The 14,496-nt window shown below is 41.9% G+C and carries 14 protein-coding genes; 6 read left to right on the top strand and 8 right to left on the bottom strand.

Translation table 11 applies throughout. From position 1 onward, the window contains the following. The first annotated feature begins 1,146 nt into the window (after positions 1-1,146). Positions 1,147-1,470 carry a thioredoxin family protein gene (locus tag AC5JL8_RS20835; protein WP_495881573.1) on the top strand — a complete coding sequence of 108 codons (324 nt, stop codon included), beginning with the start codon at positions 1,147-1,149 and terminating at the stop codon, positions 1,468-1,470. Here the strand turns inward: AC5JL8_RS20835 and AC5JL8_RS20830 are convergent. Then, positions 1,457-1,690 carry a hypothetical protein gene (locus tag AC5JL8_RS20830; protein WP_495881572.1) on the bottom strand — a complete coding sequence of 78 codons (234 nt, stop codon included), beginning with the start codon at positions 1,688-1,690 and terminating at the stop codon, positions 1,457-1,459. The two genes, AC5JL8_RS20835 and AC5JL8_RS20830, sit on opposite strands and share 14 nt — an antisense overlap. An 85-nt stretch (positions 1,691-1,775) precedes the next feature. Further along, entirely contained in the window at positions 1,776-3,626 is a 1,851-nt protein-coding gene (locus AC5JL8_RS20825) for a S8 family peptidase (RefSeq protein ID WP_495881571.1), read from the bottom strand. Between the two features lie 117 nt (positions 3,627-3,743). Between AC5JL8_RS20825 and AC5JL8_RS20820 the strand changes: the two genes are divergently transcribed. From AC5JL8_RS20820 to AC5JL8_RS20805, 4 genes are all read left to right on the top strand, one after another. Further along, entirely contained in the window at positions 3,744-4,181 is a 438-nt protein-coding gene (locus AC5JL8_RS20820) for a hypothetical protein (RefSeq protein WP_495881570.1), read from the top strand. 134 nt (positions 4,182-4,315) lie between these two features. After that, complete coding sequence (thiD, locus tag AC5JL8_RS20815; RefSeq protein WP_495881569.1) at positions 4,316-5,146, top strand: bifunctional hydroxymethylpyrimidine kinase/phosphomethylpyrimidine kinase; 831 nt, start codon at positions 4,316-4,318, stop codon at positions 5,144-5,146. 232 nt (positions 5,147-5,378) lie between these two features. Continuing rightward, complete coding sequence (locus AC5JL8_RS20810) at positions 5,379-5,996, top strand: hypothetical protein (RefSeq protein ID WP_495881568.1); 618 nt, start codon at positions 5,379-5,381, stop codon at positions 5,994-5,996. Positions 5,997-6,351: 355 nt separating this feature from the next. Then, positions 6,352-6,690, top strand: coding sequence for a P-II family nitrogen regulator (locus AC5JL8_RS20805; RefSeq protein WP_086686886.1), 339 nt, complete (start codon positions 6,352-6,354; stop codon positions 6,688-6,690). Between the two features lie 191 nt (positions 6,691-6,881). Here AC5JL8_RS20805 and rdgB read toward each other — a convergent pair whose 3' ends face one another. The 6 genes from rdgB to AC5JL8_RS20775 form a co-directional block, all read right to left on the bottom strand. Beyond that, a complete protein-coding gene (rdgB, locus tag AC5JL8_RS20800) occupies positions 6,882-7,469 on the bottom strand; it encodes an RdgB/HAM1 family non-canonical purine NTP pyrophosphatase (protein ID WP_495881567.1) in 588 nt (195 codons plus the stop codon). A gap of 75 nt (positions 7,470-7,544) precedes the next feature. Next, positions 7,545-8,981 (bottom strand): phosphoglucomutase/phosphomannomutase family protein, encoded by a 1,437-nt coding sequence (locus AC5JL8_RS20795; protein WP_495881566.1) that lies wholly within the window; start codon positions 8,979-8,981, stop codon positions 7,545-7,547. A 310-nt stretch (positions 8,982-9,291) separates the two neighbouring features. After that, positions 9,292-9,783, bottom strand: a complete 492-nt coding sequence (gene fcmC, locus AC5JL8_RS20790) for a filament morphology membrane protein FcmC (protein ID WP_495881565.1) — start codon at positions 9,781-9,783, stop codon at positions 9,292-9,294. A 5-nt stretch (positions 9,784-9,788) separates the two neighbouring features. Beyond that, a complete protein-coding gene (gene fcmB, locus AC5JL8_RS20785) occupies positions 9,789-10,937 on the bottom strand; it encodes a filament morphology actin-like protein FcmB (protein WP_495881564.1) in 1,149 nt (382 codons plus the stop codon). A 208-nt stretch (positions 10,938-11,145) separates the two neighbouring features. After that, positions 11,146-11,760: a DedA family protein gene (locus tag AC5JL8_RS20780; RefSeq protein WP_495881563.1), complete on the bottom strand. Its 615-nt coding sequence runs from the start codon at positions 11,758-11,760 to the stop codon at positions 11,146-11,148. Positions 11,761-12,095: 335 nt separating this feature from the next. Then, the gene (locus AC5JL8_RS20775; RefSeq protein ID WP_495881562.1) at positions 12,096-13,178 is read right to left on the bottom strand and encodes a Gfo/Idh/MocA family oxidoreductase; all 1,083 of its coding nucleotides are present in this window, start codon (positions 13,176-13,178) and stop codon (positions 12,096-12,098) included. Between the two features lie 583 nt (positions 13,179-13,761). Between AC5JL8_RS20775 and queC the strand changes: the two genes are divergently transcribed. Then, complete coding sequence (gene queC, locus AC5JL8_RS20770; protein ID WP_495881690.1) at positions 13,762-14,466, top strand: 7-cyano-7-deazaguanine synthase QueC; 705 nt, start codon at positions 13,762-13,764, stop codon at positions 14,464-14,466. Positions 14,467-14,496: the final 30 nt, after the last annotated feature.

The following is a 14,496-nucleotide window of genomic DNA, read 5'->3' as shown; positions in this document are numbered from 1 at the left end:
TTTACTCATTTCTTCTAGAACAATTAATTGGTAGATGCACCCTGATAACTAACTCTCCTAGTTGGCTAAAACTAACTGGGAGATTTTTTATGGTAGAAATAATGGCTAACCGCTAATTGTGAGAATTTCATCCGGAGTTTACTCATTTCTTCTAGAACAATTAATTGGTAGATGCACCCTGATAACTAACTCCCCTAGTTGGCTAACCCTGACTGGGGTTTTTTATTGTGAGCATTAACACCAACTTAGCGATAATTTTATCCGGATACTAGTGGTTTCTCTAAGAACAATTAATTGGTAGATGCACCCTGATAACTAACTCCCCTAGTTGGCTAACCCTGACTGGGGGTTTTTTTATTATGAGCATTAACACCAACTTAGTGATAATTTTATCCGGATACTAGTGGTTTCTCTAAGAACAATTAATTGGTAGATACACCCTGATAACTAACTCCCCTAGTTGGCTGCCACCACTAGGGGTTTTTTCTAGTTGGCAATTAGCCATCCCCCTGCATGATAATTTCATCCGGATACTAGTGGTTTCTCTAAGAACAATTAATTGGTAGATGCACCCTGATAACTAACTCTCCTAGTGGGCTTATCCTACTAGGGGTTTTTTTTATTTTTAAAGAAACTACAACCCTGCTTATACAAATTTATCCGGAGGATTGTGCCTAAGCTGGGAAAACTTAATTGGTAGATGCACCCTGATAACTAACTCCCCTAGTAGGCTAGCCCTACTGGGGATTTTTTGAGGAGATCGTTTGCTTATTAAGTTGTCTACTGGTAGATAATTAGGGTAATATTCTAACGTATTTAACCGAGTTACTGCCAGTTTTTCTGTCACTGCTCACAATATTGTTGCTTTGCAGGAGCTAATTTATAGAGTAATGGTTAAGTGAGTCTATCTTATCATTATTTTCTTGTAGCTCTCTATATCATTCTCTGAGTCACTGCCACTATTGTATAAGCTAGAAAGCAGGCGCTAGGATGATTTCAGTCTTACTTGCAAAAAATTTTAATTTTTTCTAGATTTTTTTTAACACTTACTACTAGATTATAATTTTTCCTGTTCGTCATTATACTAATATTAGTTAAATTATGTTATAATTACACTCCTGATATTCATAAAGTCGCAAAAGTCAGATGAATTTAGCGGTAATTAAGTTCTCTTCAGAAGAATGCGGCATTTGCCACAAAATGTCGTTTTATGACAAAAAAGTGGCTGAGGAACTAGGTTTGCAATTTATTGACGTAAAAATGCAAGATACGGCTACTTATCGCAAGTACCGCAAGATTTTATTGACCCAGTACCCCGACAAATCCGAAATGGGATGGCCTACTTACATTATCTGCGATTCTCCAGAGGGAGAATTTCAGATTATGGGTGAAGTCAAAGGTGGTCATCCCAAAGGTGAGTTCAGAAGTCGCCTACAAGAAGTTCTCAACTCCACAGCTAGTCAGAACTAATTACTTCAAAAGATTTTACTTCCAGAACAGGGCCAATCATGGCAGTAGTCATGATGTCTTCACGCACCTGTCCAGTAACCTTTGCTTTTTGCCCTGTTTTGAGTAGCTTGCTGTCCGCACCTTTAAGGATTTCGTAGGTAACACCCTCATCTGTAACTAAGGCCCAAGCGCCAATACCAATATCGCGGCGTTGGATAGTACCTGTCACTTTAATGCTCATATCATTCAAAGTCCTTAGTCTTGAATTTTGGCTTAGGTGTAGAAGGAAAAAGGAATGAGATCCCTTTTCCTTGTTCCTAATTTATTTATGCTGCTTGACTTTCGTTTTTCAATGCTAAACGAGCCAGCCCATAACATAGTAGAGCATTGAGAATCAGGAAGACACGAGCCAAGTGATTACTTCCCAATCCCCAAAGTGTAGGGTCGTAAACTGCACTCACCGTCAAGCAAGCAGCTACACCAAGGGTTGAACCAATTGCAAACCATTTTCCACTAGGATGCCCCAGCAGTAATGCTATGAGAATAATAGGAATCAGTACGCTAGCAAATAAGGGATTTAAAGCATCTGTCCCTTGGAGGGTGTTGCCAAGTTCGGGAATGGAACTACCTAAAAGCCGGAAAGGCCATTGGGGAAGGTCAAAGATATAAATTCCCTTGAGGAAAAATAACCCAGAACTGCCAGCAATTAAACCACTTGATAAAGACCAAGTCCAAGTGAAGGGAAAGTAAACTCTTAAAAACCAAGCTAGCAGATAGGAACCTACTACCATTAAAACCTTAGGCAACAGCGCCACAGCACCGCCATCAATCCAAAATCCAGGGTTGAGGTAACCGTTATCCCGTAACCAACGGAAGAAATCGGAGAAACTGATTTGACCCTCAGTAGCGAGTTTGACCGCTGCCTCAGCATTTAGTTGTCCAGCACCATAGTAATTCAAACCATCATCTTGAATCACTCGTGATGACTGTTTAAGAACTTTCAAAACTTCATCGGGATCTGTAACTCCTTTAGCTTTGATTAATGCTGCAACACCCGCAACGTGGGGGGAAGCCATACTTGTACCTTGGAAACCAAGAAACACTCCTTCACCCTTTTCGTTAATTGTCTCTTGCAAAATCTTTCCAGCTTCACTACCACCAGGGGCAGAGATATCTATACCAGCACCAAAGTTAGAATAAGGCGCTTTTTCGCCATCTGGCCCAAAGGACGAAACACCGATTACATGGGGATAACGGGCTGGATAGCTTGCCCCATTAGCGTTTTCGTTGCCAGCCGCTGCAACTATGACTACACCTTTTCTGTGGGCATAGTCAATCGCTTGCTTCATCAACTGGCTTTCACCGCCACCGCCCAAGCTCATATTAATTACATCTGCGCCTTTATCAGCGGCAAACTTAATAGCTTCGGCAATATCGGCAACGGTACCACCACCATACGCACTCAGCACTTTTAATGGCATGAGATTGGCTTCGTAAGCAATTCCAGCTACGCCATATTTGTTATTGGTGGCTTGGGCGATAGTACCCGCAACATGGGTACCGTGTCCGTTATCATCTGTAGCTTCTTCGCGATCATTAACAAAATCATAGCCTTTGACGAATTTTGTCTCATACAAGTCGCGCACACGAGTAATACCAGTGTCAATCACTGCTACTGTCACGCCACTGCCTTTGGTTTGACTCCATGCGCCTTCAACACCGATTTTGTGCAAGTTCCACTGCTTGCTGTAATATTGGTCGTTGGGGCCAATTAAAGAGGGGCTTGCTTCTTCATCATCTGTAGGTCGCAAAAATTCTCCTAACCAAGCGGCTTCACCTGGTTGCGGAATTTTTTTGTAAATATAATTTGGCTCAATAAATTCTGTAACTGACTTGAATTGCGATTTTTGCAGTTCTTTCAATCGCTGGCGATCGCCTTTGATAATATAAACATTATCTTTTGCCGAAAATTTATTATCCAATTGGGGTGTAACGTTGTATTGTTGAGCGATCGCTTGCAACTCCTGCTGCACCACCTTAGCAGGAATATCTTCTCGAAAATCAAGCAGAATCGTCTCAAATTCTCCTTTAGCTGCCAGTCCTTGAAAATTCATGAAAGCAAACACAGCAGCCCCCAGCCCAATGACAAACAAGCAAAATAATATAAGTTTTCTCATATAAATTCATCACCGCTTTTTGCCAGTTGCTCACTAACATAACTTATCTCAGTCCCTTGTTGGTGTATTTTGCACTTTAGTTAAAACTTTTACTCAAGACGCAGGACTGTTTAAACAATGGAACGTGGTCTTTTATGGTTACCCCTGTTAGCAATGTTTTTCTGGTTGGCTTGGCAAGGCTCAAAGGAGTATCAAAAAGTTGAAGCTTATCGTGCCTGGGCAGAGCAATTTGAACGAGCTAAGTATGATATCTATGCAGTATTGGGGCAAAAAGGTAACAATATAACTTGGGGAAAACCTACTCCCAAAGGCCCGATTAAACTTAAAACCTTTTCTTTACTTGATGTACGACAAGTAACCCTTTTGGTAGATGACAAAGTAGTTGGAGTAGAAACACCACCAGAGAAAGGCCGAAAAATTGAGTTAGAATTTCTATTTTCCGAATCTGCTAACTCAGTGCGGATTCCATTTACAGAAATCCCTTTAGCAGCAGAATGGGGCAAGTATTTGCAAGGAGCACTACAAACCTCGCACTTTGGAAATAATGATTCCTAATTGCTGAGTTGAACATAAGGCAGCCCCGATGAAAAATTTTCATCATGCATGAACAAGGGGCTGGGAACTGGTGATTAGGAACTTGAAAAATCGACCCAGCAAATAGATTAATTGGAAAGTGAAGCACTTGACTTATGAATGTTACAACATCAAGCACGCCTGTTGCTTTAACCATTGCTGGCTCAGATAGTGGTGGTGGTGCGGGAATTCAAACTGATTTACGCACCTTTGCTTTTCACTGTGTTCATGGCACTAGCGCCATCACCTGCATCACAGCACAAAATACTTTGGGGGTAAAGCGAGTTGACGCCATACCAACTGAGGCTGTAGTGGCACAAATTCAAGCAGTAGTTGAGGATATCGGCGTGCAAGCAGCGAAAACAGGAATGTTACTCAATCAAGAAATTATCTTGGCTGTTGCTCAACAAGTAGAAGCTTTAAAAATCAATAACCTAGTAGTAGATCCAGTAATGGTGTCACGCACAGGGGCACAATTGATTGATGATAACGCCGTGCGGACTCTTTGTGATGCTTTGATTCCTCAAGCAACTATTGTCACACCAAACCGTTATGAGGCTCAAATTTTGAGTGGTTTGCAGATTGATTCTCTTGAGGATATGCAAACAGCCGCTCAAATCATTCACAGGAATTTAGGTGTAAAAGCTGTTTTAGTCAAGGGAGGAGGTATGCAGGGGAGTTCGCGTGGTGTTGATATCTGGTTTGATGGACAAAAGTTTGAAACTTTAACAACCAAGCTAGTAGATACCAAAAATACTCATGGTACTGGTTGTACTCTATCGGCGGCGATCGCTGCTAATCTAGCGCAAGGAAGAGACTTATTAACAGCAGTGCAGCAGGCAAAAGAATATGTTACAACTGCACTCACTTACGCTCTAGAAATTGGCAAAGGTCAAGGCCCTGTGGGACACTTCTTCCCCTTGCTACAGAATAAACCTATTGGTTAAGTAGCTAATTGCTAGTGGTTATATACTTATACCACTGCCTTTTAACGAACATAGCAATGTATTTTTCAAGCTAAGTATATATATTTAAGTGCGACTGTAAATAAAAAATCTTTGCCCTGTGAGCATTTTTCGATTATTCTTGGGCATAGTTTAAGCATACTTTTAGTGTCGAATATCTTTAATAGTCTCTCCAAAACTTTCAAATACTTTGATTTTTGTTACCTAGCCACCCATGCGAACAACCACAGCTTCAGTTCACAAAAAGCCACCTACGCCAGCCGCTCCAGCTTATCCTCCCTCTGTACCACTTTCTGTATACCGGGAATTAGCAATAGAGTTGCAAACAGCACAGGCAAAGTTAGATGCACTCACTGCTAAAAATCAGCAGCTAGCCCAAGAAAATCAGCTGCTGCGGCAAGAAATTACCAAAGTCATTCAGTCTTTTTCACATTTGCAAAAGTTGGTGGGTCTTAATACTACACCTACTACATCAAGCGATCGCCAAGTGCCCCATACTTCCCCTAATACGAAAAGTGCAGTTCAGCATCCAGCCGCAGATATACGTCCACGTCAGCAAGTCCCTCGTCCGCGTCCATCTAGCGCTCCTGAAGTTCCGAATAGCAAAAGTTCTCGCTCCAACTTTTCTGTGCCTGTAGCGGAAATGATGTCTCCAATGCCACAACCAGTATTTATAGAAGAGCAGGAAGTCAAATATTATCGCCCTACTAAGCCAGAAGCCAAGGAAGTAAGTGGTTGGTGGTTAGTAATTACCATCTTGTTAATTATGCTGACTGCTTTTAGTGCTGGGTATTTGATTGTGCGTCCCCTGTTTGAACATCAAAGTCGCTAGTTAAAACTCTTGTTATTTCGGGTTTTAGGTCGTAGATTCCCGTACAATTTCTCTTAAATTACTTTGTCAATATTTCAACAGATTTATTCACTAAGGGAATTTAGCTATTTTTGTGTTACAAAAATAACTTTTTCAACTGCTAATTGGGGATAAATTTTTTATGGATTAATCTCAATGGCTAACTAATTAATCATATTTGCTGCTAATTTCCGAACTGTTCGGGCAGTATAGCCACAGTTTTTAAACAGTTGCAATTATTACATATCTTTTTAAAATAGTGCCACTAGTTAAAGTGTCAGACAGTGGATCTGGTTAGATAGATAAACAAAGCTAGTAGAAGTAAGGAGTCCAAAAAATGAAAAAAGTAGAAGCAATTATCCGTCCATTTAAGCTCGATGAAGTGAAAATAGCTTTGGTAAATGCTGGTATTGTCGGCATGACCGTTTCTGAAGTTCGAGGTTTCGGAAGGCAGAAAGGTCAAACGGAACGCTATCGGGGTTCTGAGTACACCGTTGAGTTTCTGCAAAAACTCAAAGTAGAAATCGTTGTTGACGACAATCAAGTTGATATGGTAGTAGACAAAATTATCGCTGCTGCCCGCACTGGTGAAATCGGTGATGGCAAAATTTTCATCTCGCCTGTTGAGCAAGTTGTTCGGATTCGTACTGGGGAAAAGAACACAGAAGCAGTTTGAGTGCTGAGTGCTGAGTGCTGAATAGCAAGAAAGAAAAGTTATTGAGTAAAGTTTTGGGTTTGTACCAAATGCTAAATGTCTTGATATAGCGTGGTGATGAAATGAAGAAATGGTGACAAATTATCTCTTCAGGCTGACTTACTCAAAACTTGTTCCCTAACTAACTCTAAAACTTTCTTCTAACTCATAACTCAGGACTCAGGACTCAGCACTGTATCAAGTTGGGGTAGTAAAGCTGTAAAAGCTCTACCTCGATGGCTAATCGACCGCTTCAACTCTGGTGACATCTCAGCAAAGGTCAGTTGCTTTTGTGGAACATAAAAAATCGGGTCGTAGCCAAAACCACCATGACCACGGGGTGCATGGAGAATTTCACCGCGGCAAACACCTTCAGATTGAAGAGCGATCGCACCATCAGGACGAGCGATCGCCACTGCACAAGCAAATTGGGCTTGTCGATTTACTTCATTGCCTAGTTCGCGCAATAGCCTAGCAATACGTTCTGCATCAGTTTTGCCATAGCGTGCAGAATAAACCCCTGGTGCGCCATTGAGTGCATCTACTTGCAAGCCAGAATCATCAGCAATTGCCCAGTTTCCCGTTGCTTGAGCAGTTTGCGATGCTTTGAGACAAGCATTGGCAGCAAAAGTTTCGCCTGTCTCTTCAATTTCTAATTCTTCAGGTTTGAGGGTTAATTCCCAACCAGAACCAGCCAGGTAAGCTTGCATTTCTCGCAATTTACCTGGATTTCCTGTTGCTACTACTAGTAGTTTAGCCATGTATCAATTGTGAGTTGTCAGTTAACAGTTAACAGTTAAAAATCATAAGTGACAACCGATAACCGTTAACTAATTTTATTCTGCCCAATGTTTAGCCCACGCCAGAGTTTGATGCACCTGATCGAGTGTAGAAGCTTCGCAGTAGAGGCGTAAAACTGGTTCAGTGCCGCTAAACCGAATCATTAACCAACTGCTATCAGCTAGACGGAATTTGTAGCCGTCAATTGTCTGGCAATCAATCACGGCTTTTCCAGCAATTTCAGTTAAGGGTTGGGTTTGTAGTTGTTGCAAAAGACGCGATCGCACTTCCATGCTTGCTAAGGGTAAATCAATGCGATCGTATGCTGAGTTGAAACTCGTTTGCTTCTGCAACTGGCGGTAATATTCGCCTAAATCTAGCCCAGATTCCACAATTGCTTCTAGCACGTACAATGCTGACAGCAGTGCATCTCGTTCGGGAATATGACTACCATAGCCAATTCCTCCCGACTCTTCGCCTCCTAATAAAACTTCTGCTGCTAGCATTCTGTCAGCAATGTATTTGTAACCCACTGGGGTTTCAAACACTGACAAGTTATGTAGTGCTGCAACACGGGGAATTAAGTCGGAACCACTTACAGTTTTGACGATTTCACCCTTAAAGTTGCGTCGTAAGGTCAAGTGGTCAATTAAGATTGGGATTAAGACTTGGGAACTCAAGAAGTTAGCTTCTCCATCGACTGCTGCTATGCGATCGCAGTCTCCGTCAAATACCAACCCTACCGCTAAACCTGTGTGGTTTGTTTCTCGGTTAGTTCGGATGACTTCAAATAGATGTGAAAGGTATTTAGGCAATGGTTCCGGCGCACCGCCACCAAACAGAGGATCGCGATCGCTGTTGATTTCTTTTACCTGATCACCTAATAGTCTTGCTAATCCGCTAGCAGCAGCACCATGCATGACATCGGCAAATACGGTTAGTTTCCTAGAAGCGATCGCCTCCCGAATCTTGGCAATATTAACTTTACCTTCTAAGCCTGCTGTATAACTGGGCCAGGGGTCAAACTTTTCTAATTTGCCAGGTGTGCTTGCCTCTGGTACTCCTTCAGGCAACAGCGCTTCTATCTCTTTGGTAACTTCTGGCGATACCGATCCTCCAAAATATCCTTTGACTTTTAGTCCCAGATATGCGCCTGGATTATGACTAGCGGTAATTACCAGCGCTCCCAAAGCATTGAGTTGTTTCGCCGCCCAGCTAAAAGCTGGAGTTGGAGCATAACTTTCGCTTAATAGCACATCAAATCCGATAGCAGTGACAGCATCGGCGACAGCACGAGCAAAGTCTTCCGCCATAAATCGGCGATCATAACCGACAATAATCTTACGGCTACCCGTTGTTGAAAAATATGTATTATATAATACTTTTGCTGCAACTGGTGCGACCAAGGCTAGGCGTTCAAAAGTGAACTCATCACCAATCACGCCGCGCCAACCGTCTGTACCAAACTTGATTGAGTTAGTTACAACTGGCATTGAGGTATCCTAACTTTTTACCTGAGGATTTTACCATTTTTACAGTATTCTTTGTAAAAAAAGAATATAGTAAGATTATGTACAATTGCTACTCAGCAGTTGTAGGTTAAAAGTGAGCAAATGTATTTTTAACGGTGTGATCGCACACGATTGGATCAACTAGTAATGGTAGGTTTACTTGTGTAACTAAATTAGGCGCGATCGCTGCAATAGTTCTATATAAATAAATTAATAATTAAAAATCCTTAATAGTATTTTCTATTAAGGATTAAGTATTAGAACACAAGATGCACAACACCTTGATTATTCTTTAGAAATCATCGAGAAACTGGCTAAGTCGGCTGATAACGGGGTCAACCTCTTGAGGAGGGGTATGAGCAGAATAAGCAGGGGTATTTACTGCCTCTACTACTGATGGTGATGGAATTAGAGGCTGAATAACTGGTCGCTCATTAATCATGATTGCCAGTTGAGCAACTTGTTGACTAAGTTGCAGAATATGGCGTTCCATTGCCTCCAAACGATTAGATTCCTTGGCAAAAAAACGTTCCTCAAGTTCAGCCACTTGATTTTGCAGTTTACCGATTTGTTGTTCAACCGATTCTATTGCTGCTGTTTTCGGAGCAGGCTTTACTGATTCCGGGACACATAAAGATTGCCATAGGGCTTCTTTACAGAGGTCGCTGAAAGTTTTTTCGGGTTGCTTCTCCAACTCGCTTTCTACAAGTGCCAACAAGCTTTCGTCAGCTACCCCTGGATTGAACGTGACCGATTTAACTACCTTTTTCGACCATTGGAACATCAGTTTTAAGCCCTAGAAGAGCGAACGGCGGATAATTGCGCCTCTCCATAAATATACTGCCCCAAAGCATTAGCTTGTCTAGAAGGTGCAGCTAAATAGGCATTAATTTTAGCCTCTTTTAGCAGACGTTGCACGTCTTCCCAGAAAAACTGGCCACCACCTCCAGTAATAATCACATCAGTAACCCGCTCTGGCAACCACGCTAGTACGCGGCTACAAATTTCACGAGAAAACATTTCTATGAGGTTAGGGAGAAAATCATCGAGGTTAGTAGGCTTGCTTGCACCTTTAGGACGATAGAATCTTTCGCCTTTGGGTCTATTGACAGCAGAAATTAATGCCAGAGATTGGCTATCGGCTCCTTCGATTTCGGCGGCTACTAGTTCATAAAACTTGTTCATACCAAAGTCTTCACTCTTAGAAGCGCCTCGAGCAAAGCGGAAGTTATCAACCATCAAAAGATCGATGGTTTGATGCCCAATATCAACAATAGCAACTGATATTTTCGTAAAATCAGGAACGGTCGTGCCTTTCTGAGGTTGGGCTTCAGACCAGAGAAGGCTACCATAGCCCTCTGGCATGACCCAAACTTTAGTGACATTAAGGTTCACAGATTCACCGCGAAAATTCAATACATGAGGGCCAGTTACCAAGCTGATCAACTGTGCTTTTTCCTTTTCAAATTGCTCTAAGGAAAGAAAAGGTAAACCCAGCACTACTGAGATATCGTCTTTGAGTTTGAAGTAGCCAGCACTTGCCAAAACTTTGATGAGTGCATCCTCTACCTTAGATTGTCCCACTCCTAAATTTGCCCCAAAGTCAGCTGCCAACTGACCGACAGCATAACCACTACCTTGATACTCAAGCCACATATCCATTAAAGGGTCAGTAGCACGGGCTTCAAAAACTCCCCCGCGTACTTGTTCAATAGACATTTGCTTGACGTTGGCAGGTACAAACACCACATTGTTTGGTTCGCGGCTGACACAAGTCTTAGTAGAAGTTCTGCCTAAATCAACACTGAGAATAGCCTTGCCAGAGTACGTGCTTGGCGGCTTAGTAGTAGTAGCATTGATAGGGGTAGATGCCGATACTCTATTCATAGGTATAGCAGCGGCATTAATTGGGGTGGCGGCGGTAGGTTGGTCTGTCATAAAAGCTCCTAGTCCTAACTTAACTGTAAAAAGTTATCCTGCTCAATCTTACAAAAATGCGTAATAACAGAAATTTCAGGCTGCGTCAAGTGTAGCTAGAAATACGCATAAATTAATTCAGGCGATCGAGAATTTAGCATTATTTGGCATAGTGTAGGCCAATTTTATGTATACTTAACACCTCTTTTAACCCAAAAGCATGTGTATTTCATTTTCTAGTGCCTTGACGCTGGCGCTTGAACACCCAAACGGCAAATACCAAAAGCAGGCTCCCAATAACAATTTTGGATACCGGAGCAAGGTATTTGTCGACAAGTTCATACTGACTACCCAACAAATATCCTGAGTATGTTAGCAAACATACCCAGACAGCGCTACCCAAAGTTGTGTAAAATAAGAATGGTAGCAAGTGCATATTGCTGATACCAGCGGGCACGGAAATCAAAGTACGGATTCCCGGCACAAGGCGGCCTATAAATACAGCTTTCTTACCTTGTCTATCAAACCATTGCCTTGCCTTAGTGATATCTTGGCTAGATATGGCTATCCATTTGCCATATTTATCAGCAAAAGCTTTCAAGCGTTTTTCACTTAAGAATTTACCTGGGTAGTACCAAATAAGCGCACCCAGTACAGAACCCGACAGTCCGGCAAAAAAGACACCAATAATATTCAGCTTGTTGGGGGTTACCCTGGCAGTAAAACCTGCCAGTGGCATAATCAATTCTGAAGGGATGGGAGGAAATAAGTTCTCTAAAAACATTAATAGAGCTATCCCCCAATACCCTAAGGAGTTGATGGTATTAATTATCCATTCGAGCATTAAATAAATTCCTGAAATTGCTACACCTGTCTGGTTGCTAAATTCAGCTTTAGCTTTCTCGAAAATTGATTATTTGAGATTGCTGGAGTCAAGATAACTTGGTTGGACTAAAATTGCCACTTTGATTATGAAAATAGGTGAAGATCAGGGGGAGATAGGTAAATAAATTCAAAATTTTGAATGCAGAAAGTTTAGCCAGTCCCTTGTTTACAGAAGATCCAAGGAAGAGCAACTGCGCCTTTGCGGTTAACCGACTTGTAGCAAGTGGTGTGGGTTAGCCCAACAAGCGCAAACTTTCCCAGACAAATTCTGAATTTCTGCTCCCCCCCTCTGATCTAGACTGTCGGAGTCAATGATTGCACTCTTGGTTCCGATTGCCAATCTAATGGGTTCCAAACCCTGTCTTCAAGAGCCATCTGCTCAATTAAACTGGCTAATCTCAAAGCCTTCAGAGCTTGTTCACCACCTACTGAAGGTTGATTACCACCATGTACACAATTAACAAAATGTTCTAGTTCTGCACTTAGGGGTTGAATATTAGTTGTATAAACTTTCTCTATCACACCATCCTGCCTGTAAAGTACTTGCCGATGATCGTTCAAAGAGCTGGCATTTGTTTGCCGATGAATCAAAATTTCATTTTTGAGAAAATCTGCTTCAGTAAATGAGTTTTTACAATGAGCAACGATGCGACGGATTTTTCGATGGGTGACTTTGCTAGCAGTCAAAGTAGCTACAATGCCATTAGCAAATCCCAAGGTAGCGGTCACATAATCTAAATAACCAGAGTCTAGGGCGCGAGTACCGCTAGCAGTCAACTTGATGACTGGGGAGGCAGCCAATTCCAGAAGCAGGTCAATATCGTGGATCATTAAATCCAGTACAACCGAAACATCGTTAGCCCGGTCTGAGTAAGGACTCATACGATGAGCTTCTAGCGCTAGTAATTCTTCAGTTTTCAGGACTTTGCTGAGTTCCCGAAATGCTGGATTAAAGCGCTCAATATGACCTACTTGTAGAATACACTGAGACTCAGCAGCAGCATTTACTAGAGATTCTGCTTCAGAAATACTTGCTGCGATCGGCTTTTCAATCAAGACATGAATTCCCGCTAATAGACAGTTGATTCCCACGGCATAATGCAAACGAGTGGGAACAGCAATACAAACTGCTTCCACATGGGGCAACAAGTCACAATAATCTTCAAAAAATTTGACTTTGTATTTGCTAGCGGTTTCTAATCCTCGCTCGACATTAATATCTGACACGCCGACTAGTTCAACATCTTTCATTGAACTCAGGACACGGGTGTGATGTTGTCCCATGTTACCCACCCCGATCACGCCTATGCGAATCGGTCGTGGTTGGTTGCGCTGTGTATATGGATTTGGTTCTGCCACTGACATGCTATCTTGCACTATTATTCTCTCCTCAACCACCAAATTAAGAGACGCTACGGACGTTGGCCTTTATACTTAACTGCCAGTTACGATCCGTCTAAAACCATCCAGATGGTAACATAGAGGTTCTATTTATGAAGAATTTCAAAGTTTGTTATGGGTTCCCGTAATCTGGGTGCCTTTTGTATGGTTAGTTCGGAATTGGTTGATTTTTGACACTTTACATAAAGTTCAATATGTCTTCTTATTAACTTAAAAATCTCAGTAAATCCTAAGGAGGAATTCTTAAGTGGCAATGGGCTAATTAATGATTAGACTCAATATTATGATTAGCAGCATGAAATGTGAATCGTTTTTTGTTAGTAAAATTACAAAAAAAGAAATTGATATACTTAGGGGTTGATCTGGACACAGAATTTATTGAGAATGTTCACTATTGATACACTTAATAATTTTTACATAATTATTTACAACACTTGCAGATTGCACCATCTGATTTTTGCAGAACATTGGTGCAGATGTTTTTCTTTGGCTGTTCAAGGCGGAGTTGCAACCTCCATTGGCAACAGCGCAGCCGGAAGTTTGGCAGTATGATTTGGCAATTGGAAATCCACAATTGGAAACCGAGATGAAAGCTGTAATTCTTTTGTCTGGAGGATTAGATTCTTCTACAATTCTGTACCAAGCTAAGGCTGATGGCTGTGAGTGTCATGCCATTTCCTTTGATTATCAGCAGCGACATCGGCGAGAGTTGCGAGCAGCTTTGTTTGTGGCGCAAAAAGCTGGGGTAGTAAAACATCAGGTGGTAAATTTTGACTTACGGCAATGGGGCGGTTCGGCACTTACAGACGATGGAATTGATCTACCGAAGGAGCGTTCTTTGGATGAAATGTCTCAAAACATTCCTGTAACCTACGTGCCTGCTCGCAACACCATCTTTTTAAGCTTTGCCCTCGCCTATTCTGAAACTATCAGTGCTGAACGTGTCTATATCGGCGTTAATGCCTTAGATTACTCTGGATATCCTGATTGTCGCCCCGACTATATCCAAGCGATGCAGGAGGTTTTTCAGCTAGGAACCAAACAAGGGCGTGAGGGAAAACCTATTACAATTATTGCCCCGCTGATTAACCTAAAAAAAACAGAAATTATCCAGCTTGGTAATCAGCTCGGTGTACCTTGGGAACTAACTTGGTCTTGTTATGCTGGTGCTGATGTCGCCTGTGGTGTATGTGATTCTTGCCGTCTCAGGCTAGCAGCTTTTACCGAATTGGGATTAAAAGACCTACTTCCCTATGCTCAGTAGGGGGAGGCAGAGAAGATGCAAAGAAGATTG

This window comes from Mojavia sp., assembly GCF_059505145.1.
Note: the sequence above shows the minus strand (reverse complement) of the source record. Positions and strands in the feature narration are given on the sequence as shown.

Excerpts from the sequence above, each read along its gene's own strand:
- AC5JL8_RS20835 (WP_495881573.1), top strand. The coding sequence starts at position 1,147 with ATGAATTTAGCGGTAATTAAGTTCTCTTCAGAAGAATGCGGCATTTGC.
- AC5JL8_RS20830 (WP_495881572.1), bottom strand. The coding sequence starts at position 1,690 with ATGAGCATTAAAGTGACAGGTACTATCCAACGCCGCGATATTGGTATT.
- AC5JL8_RS20825 (WP_495881571.1), bottom strand. The coding sequence starts at position 3,626 with ATGAGAAAACTTATATTATTTTGCTTGTTTGTCATTGGGCTGGGGGCT.
- AC5JL8_RS20820 (WP_495881570.1), top strand. The coding sequence starts at position 3,744 with ATGGAACGTGGTCTTTTATGGTTACCCCTGTTAGCAATGTTTTTCTGG.
- thiD (WP_495881569.1), top strand. The coding sequence starts at position 4,316 with ATGAATGTTACAACATCAAGCACGCCTGTTGCTTTAACCATTGCTGGC.
- AC5JL8_RS20810 (WP_495881568.1), top strand. The coding sequence starts at position 5,379 with ATGCGAACAACCACAGCTTCAGTTCACAAAAAGCCACCTACGCCAGCC.
- AC5JL8_RS20805 (WP_086686886.1), top strand. The coding sequence starts at position 6,352 with ATGAAAAAAGTAGAAGCAATTATCCGTCCATTTAAGCTCGATGAAGTG.
- rdgB (WP_495881567.1), bottom strand. The coding sequence starts at position 7,469 with ATGGCTAAACTACTAGTAGTAGCAACAGGAAATCCAGGTAAATTGCGA.
- AC5JL8_RS20795 (WP_495881566.1), bottom strand. The coding sequence starts at position 8,981 with ATGCCAGTTGTAACTAACTCAATCAAGTTTGGTACAGACGGTTGGCGC.
- fcmC (WP_495881565.1), bottom strand. The coding sequence starts at position 9,783 with ATGTTCCAATGGTCGAAAAAGGTAGTTAAATCGGTCACGTTCAATCCA.
- fcmB (WP_495881564.1), bottom strand. The coding sequence starts at position 10,937 with ATGACAGACCAACCTACCGCCGCCACCCCAATTAATGCCGCTGCTATA.
- AC5JL8_RS20780 (WP_495881563.1), bottom strand. The coding sequence starts at position 11,760 with ATGCTCGAATGGATAATTAATACCATCAACTCCTTAGGGTATTGGGGG.